Origin of the sequence: Streptomyces sp. NPDC052043 (assembly GCF_044548235.1) — a bacterium.
Taxonomy (GTDB): domain Bacteria; phylum Actinomycetota; class Actinomycetes; order Streptomycetales; family Streptomycetaceae; genus Streptomyces.
Genome location: NZ_JBIUBT010000018.1, coordinates 134969 through 145037, shown reverse-complemented (window position 1 = coordinate 145037; position 10069 = coordinate 134969). Strand labels below are relative to the sequence as shown.

General features: G+C 68.4%; 7 protein-coding genes. 4 read left to right on the top strand and 3 right to left on the bottom strand.

Annotation, left to right across the window (positions count from 1 at the left end; translation table 11 throughout):
• Positions 1–389: 389 nt before the first annotated feature.
• The 3 genes from ACIHCX_RS34210 (at position 390) to ACIHCX_RS34200 (ending at position 5783) form a co-directional block, all read left to right on the top strand.
• Positions 390–761, top strand: coding sequence for an ankyrin repeat domain-containing protein (locus ACIHCX_RS34210; RefSeq protein WP_400036549.1), 372 nt, complete (start codon positions 390–392; stop codon positions 759–761).
• A 20-nt stretch (positions 762–781) separates the two neighbouring features.
• Positions 782–3502: a Helicase associated domain protein gene (locus tag ACIHCX_RS34205; protein WP_400036533.1), complete on the top strand. Its 2721-nt coding sequence runs from the start codon at positions 782–784 to the stop codon at positions 3500–3502.
• 139 nt (positions 3503–3641) lie between these two features.
• Entirely contained in the window at positions 3642–5783 is a 2142-nt protein-coding gene (locus ACIHCX_RS34200; RefSeq protein WP_400036531.1) for a P-loop NTPase fold protein, read from the top strand.
• A 383-nt stretch (positions 5784–6166) separates the two neighbouring features.
• Here ACIHCX_RS34200 and ACIHCX_RS34195 read toward each other — a convergent pair whose 3' ends face one another.
• Together ACIHCX_RS34195 and ACIHCX_RS34190 are read right to left on the bottom strand one after the other, a co-directional pair.
• Entirely contained in the window at positions 6167–7309 is a 1143-nt protein-coding gene (locus tag ACIHCX_RS34195) for a P1 family peptidase (protein ID WP_400036529.1), read from the bottom strand.
• Positions 7306–7944: a TetR/AcrR family transcriptional regulator gene (locus ACIHCX_RS34190; RefSeq protein ID WP_400036527.1), complete on the bottom strand. Its 639-nt coding sequence runs from the start codon at positions 7942–7944 to the stop codon at positions 7306–7308. The genes ACIHCX_RS34195 and ACIHCX_RS34190 overlap by 4 nt, the downstream gene beginning before the upstream one ends.
• Positions 7945–8055: 111 nt before the next feature.
• Here ACIHCX_RS34190 and ACIHCX_RS34185 point away from each other — a divergent pair, with 111 nt between their 5' ends.
• On the top strand, positions 8056–9483 hold the full coding sequence (locus ACIHCX_RS34185; RefSeq protein WP_400036525.1) for an APC family permease: 1428 nt from the start codon (positions 8056–8058) through the stop codon (positions 9481–9483).
• Between the two features lie 273 nt (positions 9484–9756).
• Here the strand turns inward: ACIHCX_RS34185 and ACIHCX_RS34180 are convergent, their stop codons facing one another.
• Positions 9757–10038, bottom strand: coding sequence for a hypothetical protein (locus ACIHCX_RS34180; protein WP_400036547.1), 282 nt, complete (start codon positions 10036–10038; stop codon positions 9757–9759).
• Positions 10039–10069: the final 31 nt, after the last annotated feature.

Here is a 10069-nt window from a genome sequence, read left to right as displayed (position 1 = left end):
CGCTCCCGCTCCGCGTGAGCGCCTGCGGGAGGCTGCGCCTCCCGACCAACCTGCCTGCTGCGCAGGCAGGTTGATGCTCCGTCCGCTGCGCTCCTGGAGCGGCGGGACTGCGTCCCGCTCCCGGACTTCCGCTTCGCTCCAGTCCGGTCGGGTGGGTCCGCTGCGCTCCCCCACCCGAGGGTCCTTCCGGCTTCGCCTCCAGGACAAGAGCCCGCTGACGCGGACTCAGGCTGGCTATGAGGGGAGGGGGTTGCTCGTTCGTGTCGGGTTCTAGTGTAGCGGCTGCATCAGGTTGATGCAGCATGTACCGTTGGCGGAACATGGGGATACCCTTTGGGAGATTCCGCATGGTGTTAGCTCTCACTCTTTAATGCATGTTGGAGGCTTGGATGGGTCTCGATGGGAAGTGGACAGAGCCCCTTGGTGATGTGGGGAGATGGACTCCCGTACATCAAGCCGTGGAGATGAGTGACTACGAGGTGCTCACCACGCTGTTGGACTCTGGAGCGGACCCGAACGAGGTGTGCTTCGGTCACACCCTGCTCACTCATTCGATTGACATCGAAGGAGACGGCCACCTGCAGTCAGGACACCCTTTGAACACGGCTGTTACCGCGATCCTGCTGGCCTACGGCGCTGATCCGCGTCTGCCGGCTGTCGATGGGGAGACCCCTCTGCAGATCGCCGAGTACTACAACCATGAGCCAGCGAAACGCCTACTCCAACGATTCCTGACACACGATGAGAAGTCGAAGAACTGACTGATCCAGGGGGCTAGGAAATGTCTGCGATTCAGCTACGCGAGCACCAAGTGGACCAGAAGTCGGCGTTTCGTAAGTGGGTTGGATTCCCTGCAAGATCATCTGTGCCCCCGCAGGGGGCCCGGGGCACGATCGTCTCCGCGACCGGATCGGGCAAGACGATCACGGCCGCCGCGTGCGCGCTGGAGTCATTCGCGGACGGCCGGATCCTCGTGACCGTGCCCACCCTGGACCTGCTCGCGCAGACCGCCCAGGCGTGGCGTCTGGTCGGTCACCGGGCCCCGATGGTGGCGGTGTGCTCGCTGGAGAACGACCCGGTGCTGAAGGAGCTGGGCGTGCGGACCACCACCAACCCGATCCAGCTCGCCCTGTGGGCGGGGTCCGGGCCGGTCGTCGTTTTCGCCACGTACGCCTCTCTCGTGGACCGCGAGGACATCGACGCGCCCGTGGGCCAGCGGAAGGTTCGCGGGCCGCTGGAAGGCGCTCTGGCTGGCGGAGAGCGGCTCTACGGCCAGCGCATGGCAGGCTTCGACCTCGCGATCGTGGACGAGGCCCACGGAACCGCCGGTGATCTTGGGCGGCCGTGGGCCGCGATCCACGACAACGCCCGCATCCCCGCGGACTTCCGGCTCTACCTGACCGCGACCCCGCGCATCCTCGCCGCGGCCCGGCCACAGAAGGGCGCGGACAGCCAGGAGCTGGAGATCGCGACCATGGCCGACGACCCGAACGGCACGTTCGGTGCCTGGCTGCCCGGGGCGGAGCTCGGGCTCTCGGAAGCGATCGAGCGGGAGATCCTCGCCGGGTTCGAGATCGACGTCCTGGAGATCCGCGACCCCTCCCCCGTCCTCGGGGAGTCCGAAGAGGCGCGGCGCGGCCGGCGCCTGGCGCTGCTGCAGACCGCGCTCTTGGAGCACGCCGCCGCGTACAACCTGCGTACGGTGATGACGTTCCACCAGAAGGTGGAGGAGGCCGCCGCGTTCGCGGACAAGCTCCCGGAGACGGCGGCCGATCTGTACGTCAACGACGCCACCGACGACGACCTGGCCGCCGCCGACAAGCTGCCGAAGTCCTCCATCGACGCGGAGTTCTACGAACTCGAGGCCGGCCGCCACGTCCCGCCGGACCGCGTCTGGTCGGCGTGGCTGTGCGGCGACCACCTCGTGACCGAGCGGCGCGAGGTCCTGCGCCAGTTCGCCAACGGCATCGACGCGGCCGGACGCAGGGTGCACCGCGCCTTCCTCGCCAGCGTTCGCGTGCTCGGGGAAGGCGTAGACATCACCGGCGAGCGGGGAGTCGACTCGATCTGCTTCGCCGACACCCGCGGCTCACAGGTGGAGATCGTGCAGAACATCGGCCGGGCACTCCGCCTCAACAAGGACGGCTCCACCAAAGTCGCCAGGATCATCGTCCCGGTATTCCTGGAGCCCGACGAGGACCCGACCGACATGGTCGCCAGCGCCAGCTTCCGCCCCCTCGTAGCCGTCCTACAGGGCCTGCGCAGCCACGATGAACGCCTGGTCGAGCAGCTCGCCTCCCGCGCCCTCACCAGCGGCAAGCGCAAGATCCACGTCCAGCGTGACGAGGACGGGCGGATCGTCAGGGCTGGCGGCGAGAGCGACGGCAAGGACCAGGAGCAGGACGACACCGACGCCGCCGCCGAGTCGGCCCTGCTCCATTTCTCCTCTCCCCGGGACGCAGCGACCATCGCGGCGTTCCTGCGCACCCGGGTCTACCGGCCGGAGTCGCTGGTGTGGCTGGAGGGCTACCAAGCCCTGCTCCGCTGGCGGGCGGAGAACGGGATCACCGGCGTCTACGCCGTGCCGTATGACGTGGAGGTCGAAGTCGGGGCGACGAAGGCGTTTCCGCTTGGCCGGTGGGTGCACCAGCAGCGGAAGGCGTTGCGGGCCGGGGAGCTGGAGGAGCGGCGTAAGACGCTGCTGGACGCGCCGGAGGCCGGAATGGTGTGGGAGCCGGGCGAGGAAGCGTGGGAGGCCAAGCTCGCCGTACTCCGGTCCTACCGGCGGGCCACCGGGCACCTCGCCCCCCGACAGGACGCGGTGTGGGGCGAGGGCGAAGCCGAAGGTCTCGTACCGGTCGGCCAGCACATGGCCAACCTCCGCCGGAAGGGCGCGAAGAACGGCCTGGGCAAGGACCGGGAGCGGGCCGCCGTGCGCGCAGCGCAGCTCACCGAGATCGACACGGACTGGGACTGCCCGTGGCCCCTGGACTGGCAGCGGCACTACCGCGTCCTGGCAGACCTGGTCGACGCCGACGGCCAGCTGCCCGACATTCAGCCCGGCGTACTGATGGACGGCGACAACATCGGTAAGTGGCTCCAGCAGCAGAAACAGCCCAGCAACTGGAAGCTCCTGTCCACCGAACAGCAGGAACGGCTAGCCCGGCTGGGCGTGCGGGGCGCCACCCTCCCCGTGACTGCCGCGGCCCCGGCAGAGCTTCCTCCGGCGCCGGCCGACGCGGCCAAGGGCCCGAGGAAGGCCGGGAGCAAGGCTGAGGCGGCCTTCCAGCGGGGCCTGACAGCCCTCGCGCAATGGGTCGAACGGGAAGGCGCCCACCGACCGGTTCCGCGGGGGCACAGCGAACAGATCACGGTCGACGGCGAAGCGGAGCCGGTGGTCGTGAAGCTGGGCGTGTGGGTATCGAACGCCCGCACGAGGAGAGGCAAGCTCACCCAGGAACAGCTGAACGCGCTACGGGAGCTGGGCATGGAGTGGGCATGAGCGCGCCTGCTGGATGTTGGAGCGCAGTGCTGGTCTCTGGTCCTGCGGGGTGAGGTCCTGCGCTCGTCCAAATCGCGCCAACGGCCTGATACTCACCAACACCCGTACCTGGCCCGCGCGCTGTCCCGACAATGAGCAAATGACCGACGCGCACTTCTTCAACGACGAGCCCTTCCTCAACCACGAGGAGGGATCTGATCTGCTCGGGCACGGGCAGTACGCCCAGCACGTAATCGGCCTGCTGGACCGGGTGCGGGACCAGACCGAAACCGGAGTCCTCGCCCTGATCGGACCCTGGGGCTCGGGAAAGTCCAGCGTCCTCGGCAAGGTGGCACGCGGTCTACGGGAAGCGCGCAGCGATGAAGGTTGGCTGATCGCGGAACTCAACCCATGGCTGTACTCCGATCTGGAGTCCCTCATGCTGGCGCTGTTCAGCGAGATACGCGAAGCCTTTCCCAAAGACGAACGGTGGTCCGAGGCGCGGCAGAAGATCGGCGGATTCGGACAGGCCATCAGCCCTCTGGGGAAGGTCACCGCTTTCTTCGGCCTCGACTCGGCAGGGCTGATCCAGGAGGTCAGCAACCGCATCAGCGGCGACACGAGCGCGTCCGCCGCCAAGCACAAGGCTGAGGAAGCCCTGCGCAAAGCGGGCCGCCCGGTCCTCGTCGTCATGGACGACCTAGACCGCCTCACCCCCGAAGAGCTCCTCGTCGTCTTCAAGCTGGTACGCCTGGTAGGCCATCTACCCGGCGTGTACTACCTGATCAGCTTCGACGAACGGACCCTGCTGGACGTCCTGCAACGCAGTGAGTTGGTCGGCAACAGCGAGACCCGCGCACGAGAGTTCCTGGAAAAGATCATCCAGGTACGGCTGGACCTTCCCGCGTTCCGCGAGCGCGACGCCGACATCCTGGTCGACCGCTCTCTCACCGCGGTCCTCGCCTCGCACGGCCTGACCCTGACACCCGGCGAGCAGCAGCGGCTCTCCGAGGCCTACTACCGGTACCTGCAGGCCCGGCTGCGCACCCCGCGCGCCATCAAGCGGTTCTTCGGCCAGGCCGACGCCACCCTCGGCCAGCTCACCGGCAACGTCGACATCGTCGACTTCCTGCTCGTCACCTTCCTACGCACCAGCGAGCCCCGCGCCTACCAGTTGCTGTGGCAGCACCGAGCCGAACTCACCGGCACCAGCATCGACCTGTCCACACGCCGCGACGAGCGGCCGGAACAGCGCATCGACCGCTGGCGCACCAGGTTGCAGAACGCGGGCGTCGCCGAGCAGCATTTGGATGACGTGATTGGCCTGATGGGCATGCTGTTCGCGCCACTTCGGCAGGCACTCGGACACGGCGCCGACCCCCAGGCCATCGCGCTGCGGCGCGGCATCGGCAGCATCGACTACTTCGACCGGTACATGGTTTTCGGCATCCCCGACGACGACCTCCCCGAGCACACCTTCGACACCGCCCTGCAGCAGTTGGCCGACGGCACCCCGGGCGCCGAAGCGGACGAGCTGCTCCTGCGCCTGCGCGACGACACCCAGCGCATCACCCGCCGCATCCAGTACAAACGCGCCGCCGGCACTCCCCTACCGGCCGCGGCACTCCTCAAAGCCGCAGCCCAGCACTACGGCCACCTCACCGCCGCCCCGCAAGCCCTCGGACTGTTCACAGCAGACCGCGCCATGGAGTTCCTCGCAAAAGACCTGCTGACTGACCTTGCCGAGCCCGAACGGCCCGAAATCCTCAAGATCATGGCCGAGACGCCCGACGGAGCTGTCCTCTCTGCTCGCACACTGCAACGCGTGGCCACCCGCGCAGACGCCGACGGCGTGGACCACACACAGGCAGCAGCCACCCCCGACTGGATCAGGGAAGCCCGCTCATTGATCAGTCATGAAATCGCAGGGCACCTCACCCCAGCCGTAAGCCGCCCTGTCCACGACCTCACCGAGCTGGAGATCACCCTCATCTGGGCAAGGCGCCACACCGAACCCGAGGCCTCCCGGACCTGGCTCAACCAGCGTCTCGACGAGGAATGGGCCCCGCTCGACCTCCTCGCCGCACTCCTACCGCCCGACCGGGCGCCGTTCCCGGTCATCGACTACGACACCCTGCAAAGCCTCGACGCGCTCATCGGCCTCGAAGCCCTGCACAGCCGCCTAGCCCCACTCCTTGATGCCCCCGCATCAGACCCCATCACCGCGCCCGAAGAACACCAGCAACGCATCCTCCAAGCACTCCGCGAACACCGCGCGCGCAACGCCTCAGGCAGCAGCTGACCACCACCCGACCGCCCCCTCCCGACAAGACGGAGCAGCAAGCCGTGACAAGCAACCCGTTCAACCGGGCACCCGAGCAATGGCAGCATCTCGCCGCCGCCCGCCAGGCCTACACCGACACCGTCAGCACGTACTACGACGAGACGCTGCAACACGTGGCCCAACAGGCACGCGCCAGCGGGGATATCGGCAAAGCGGACATCGGAGCACTGCTGATGTGGAAGCGCCTTAAAGCCGACACACCCTGGTCCGGCGAACTCATGGCCCTCGCGGACGCAGACGTACGCCGCACAACAGCCGCAGCCATAGCCGCCGCCCGGAACACCTCTCTCAAGCCGCAGCGCGGCAGCACAAGCCGCCCGAGCCGCCCTCACCCTTGTTCTTCAGGAGCGCTTGAGGAGCTCGCGCAAACGGTCGTGGGGGAGGCCGGGAGAGCGGTGGCCGTTGCGGCCGACCATGGTTTCGTTGGCGACGAGGGCGTTGAGCACAGCTTCCTCGATCGCCTGCACGGCCGCGGTGTAGAAGCGGTCCATCCGGCCCCAGGGGACGAAGCGTAGCGTCTCGTACTCGTCGGCGGTCGGCTCGGCCTGCGGGAAATCGCTGCTCAGCATTCCGGCGTTGGCGGTGGAGAAGGCCAGGAAGATGTCGCCGGAGAAGTGCCCGCCGGCGGTGCCGGTGCGGCCGAGGCCGATCGCTGCGCGACGGGCGAGTGCCTTGCACTGGCCGGGGAGGAGCGGGGCGTCGGTGCCCAGGAGGACGATGACCGAGCCGGAGCCGCCGGGGACGGGCCGGGTGCTCTCGTGCCAGTCGGTGTCTTCCATCGGGTTGTCGTCCATCAGTTCGCGGCCGACGGGGACGCCAGCCACGGTCAGTTCGCGCCGGTCTCCGAAATTCGCCTGGACCAATGCGCCGACCGTCCAGCGGTCCGGGCCGTAGTCGACGAGGCGCGAAGAGGTGCCGCAACCGCCTTTGAAGCCGTAGCAGTTCATTCCGGTGCCACCGCCGACCGAGCCCTCCTCGACGGGGCCGCAGGTGGCGGCGTCGACTGCCGCGATCGCGTGCTCGGGGTGGACGTGCCGTCCGTTGATGTCGTTGAGGTAGCCGTCCCAGGTCTCGGCGACCACCGGCAGCAGCCATTTCGCGGCCAGGTCCGGGCGGTGTTCCGCGACCCACTGGATCACACCTGCATGCACCGGGCCCACGGCGTGGGTGTTGGTGAGGGCGACCGGGAGGGAGAGCGCCCCGGACTCCTCGATCCAGGTAGTGCCGGTCATCTCGCCGTTCCCGTTGAGTGAGTACCAGCCTGCCGCGCAGGGCAGGCCGACACCTGAGCGGCCGCGCGGGAGCAGGGCGGTGACGCCGGTTCTGACCTGCTCGCCCTCGATCAAGGTGGTGTGTCCGACGGCCACCTCCGGCACGTCGGTGATGGCGTTGTACGTACCGGGCGTGCCGTCCAGCGGGATGCCGAGAGCTCGGGCCCTGAGGCGCCCGGAGGGGGTGCTGCGGTGGTGGTCGGTGCTGCTCATGCGCGCGGGTGCTCCTGTACGGGTCGGTCCGGGGTGAGGTTGGCGCAGCCCGTCGCGGTGCGGGCGTAACCGAGGACGAGGGAGAGGGCGCGTTCGGGGGTGACCGAGCGGTTGCCGGTGACGATGTGCAGCCCGTAGCCGTCCTCCAGGGTGACCAGGTTGGCGGCGATGTCTATGGCCGATTCGGTGAGTGTGAAGTGGCCCTGTGCCTCGCCGACCTCCAGTATCCCGGTGTAGACCGCGACCTGCCGGTCGAAGAGACCCTGGCCGTGCGCGGCGAAGACCGGGTTGTCGGTCGTCTCCGGCCCGAACCAGTAGAGCAGCCGGACGAGTTCGTCATCCGGGCCGGTGGGCAGCCCGCGCCGGGCGCAGACCACCAGCTTGTCCCGGGCGTCGCGCAGTCCGGTCACCGCGTCCAGGCGCTGGGTGAAGAACCTGTCCACGGCGTCCTTGTAGACCTGCTCCAGCAGGTCGCCGAGGTCGCGGAAGTAGTAGTGCACCGAGCCGCGGGCCACGCCGGCGGCGTCTGCGATGTCCGCTACCCGCACCCGGGCCGGGCCGTAAGTGCTCACCGCCCGTCCGGCGGCGGTGATCAGCTGGGCACGGCGTGCGGTCTGGTTCCTGGGTCGGGCCATGAGTGAATCTTTGACGCTCCAGCCAAATTAATCAAGAGGCAGCTGTTGCAGCCCTTGACGGAAGGCAGGCAGCAAGTCTTGGCTGGTGCGCCAAAGAATGGAGCAGCCATCATGAGCATGAACGAGCGCACCAGAGCCGCGGACCCGCAGGGGGGCGAACCGCGCTACGCGCAGGAGCTCTCCCGCTCCCTCACCTTCAAGGAGAACGTGCTGATCACGCTCTCCGCGGTATCCCCCGCCTCCAGCGTCTTCATCATCGTTCCGGCCGTGATCCAACAGGTCGGCGGCGCCTCGGCGGTGGCCTTCCTGCTGGCCGCGGTAGCCGGGATCTTCATGGCCTTCTGCTACGCCGAGCTCTCCAGCCGCTACCCCGTGACCGGCGGCGAATACGCCTTCGCAGCCCGGACCCTGGGCCCGGCCACCGGGTTCGCTGTCTTCATGCTCAACATGGTCGGCGGGATCTTCATCCTGGCCGTGATCGCCCTCGGCACCGGCGACTACCTCGGCGAGGTCTGGCACTCGCTCGGCGGCCAGGGCGCCGGGATCGCCGTGGTGCTGTTCGCAGCGGTGGTGGCGGTCTTCAACATCCGCACCAACGCATGGGTCACCGGGGTCTTCCTGGCGGTCGAACTCGCGGCGCTGGCGGTGCTGGTGGTGCTCGGCTTCGTCCATGTCGGCCAACCGGTCTCCACTCTGTGGACCGCGCAGACAGCCGACGGGGCGCACGGGGTGCTCACCGGGGTCTCCTGGGGGCTGGTCACCGCCGCAGTGGCCACCGCGCTCTTCGCTTACAACGGCTACGGCGCCGCGGTCTACTTCGCCGAGGAGACCAGAAACGCCGGGCGGACCATCGGCCGTGCCATCCTCTGGTCGTTGGCGATCACGGTGGCCGCCGAGGTGCTCCCGCTGATCGCGGTGCTGCTCGGCACGCCCAGCCTGGCCAGACTGATCGGCTCCACAACGCCGATGAACTACTTCCTCCTGACCCGTGGCGGCAGCGCGGTCAACACCGCGGTCAGCCTCGGAATAGCCCTGGCGGTGATCAACGCGGTTATCGCCATCATGTTGCAGCAAGGCCGGATGGTCTACTCGGCCGCCCGGGACGGCGCCTGGCCGGACGTGGTCGGCCGGCCGCTGGCGCGGGTGCACACCCGACTGAAGACCCCGGTGACAGCCACCCTCGTGGTGGGCGCGGCCTCCGCGTTGATCGCCTGGCTGGTCCCGTCGGACACCCTGCTGCTGGCCACCGGCGCCAACCTGCTGATCCTCTATGCCGTGGTGGCGCTCTCCGCCCTACGCGGAAAGCTCACCGGCCGGACGAAAGCCGCGGCCTACCAGATGCCCGGGAACATCACCGCGCCGATCGTGATCCTCGCCGTCATCGTCTACGTCAGCTACGAAACGGTGGTCACCGACTGGGTATCAGCGGCCATCTCGTTGGCCATGTTCGCGGCCGGATACCTCTACTACTACGGCTATCTGCACGCCCGCCGGGGCAAGCGCTGGACCCTCCCCGAGCCGGCCACCGAGGAGGACTAACGGAGCACCGAGCCCGTTGCACGGGAAAGCCGGCCGAACCGCACCAGGTTCTGCTGCCAGGCGGCCAGTAAGACACAACCTCAGCCCCGCCCGGGCCATCGTCTACAAGAGGACGACCTGGTCTCCATCCTGGAGCACATCGCGGCAAACCGGCCCGTCGGCCAGGTCATCCGCGCGGACGAGGCCCACTCCGTCCAGAACGGCACCATCGCCTGGCAGGCCCTCGGGCAGCAGCCGATGGCGGCCGGGGAGTCGAGGGCCGACTGACCGCAGTCAGTCGTCGATGAACCACAGATACAGGTGCAGCCCACGCTCGACAACCTGGCACAGCTCGCGGGCCTGCCCGACCCACTCGCCGCCCAAGTCGGCAGGAAGCCGGTCGAGTTCCGCCAGAAGCAGCGGCACCTGCCGCTGGTTGAAGACCGCATCCCCATACGGCGTCAGGGCCCAGAGCATCGGGAACTGCGCCGGGTCCAGATCCGCGAAGCCGGCCGTCCACTCCACGCCGGCCTCGGCGCTGGCCACGACCTTCCTGCTGTCACCACGCACCGCCATGTTGATCACCCGCCGAGCCTATCGGCGCCCA

What these genes read in the sequence shown, in the direction of transcription:
- ACIHCX_RS34210 (WP_400036549.1), top strand. Translation starts at nt 390, where the DNA reads ATGGGTCTCGATGGGAAGTGGACAGAGCCCCTTGGTGATGTGGGGAGA.
- ACIHCX_RS34205 (WP_400036533.1), top strand. Translation starts at nt 782, where the DNA reads ATGTCTGCGATTCAGCTACGCGAGCACCAAGTGGACCAGAAGTCGGCG.
- ACIHCX_RS34200 (WP_400036531.1), top strand. Translation starts at nt 3,642, where the DNA reads ATGACCGACGCGCACTTCTTCAACGACGAGCCCTTCCTCAACCACGAG.
- ACIHCX_RS34195 (WP_400036529.1), bottom strand. Translation starts at nt 7,309, where the DNA reads ATGAGCAGCACCGACCACCACCGCAGCACCCCCTCCGGGCGCCTCAGG.
- ACIHCX_RS34190 (WP_400036527.1), bottom strand. Translation starts at nt 7,944, where the DNA reads ATGGCCCGACCCAGGAACCAGACCGCACGCCGTGCCCAGCTGATCACC.
- ACIHCX_RS34185 (WP_400036525.1), top strand. Translation starts at nt 8,056, where the DNA reads ATGAGCATGAACGAGCGCACCAGAGCCGCGGACCCGCAGGGGGGCGAA.
- ACIHCX_RS34180 (WP_400036547.1), bottom strand. Translation starts at nt 10,038, where the DNA reads ATGGCGGTGCGTGGTGACAGCAGGAAGGTCGTGGCCAGCGCCGAGGCC.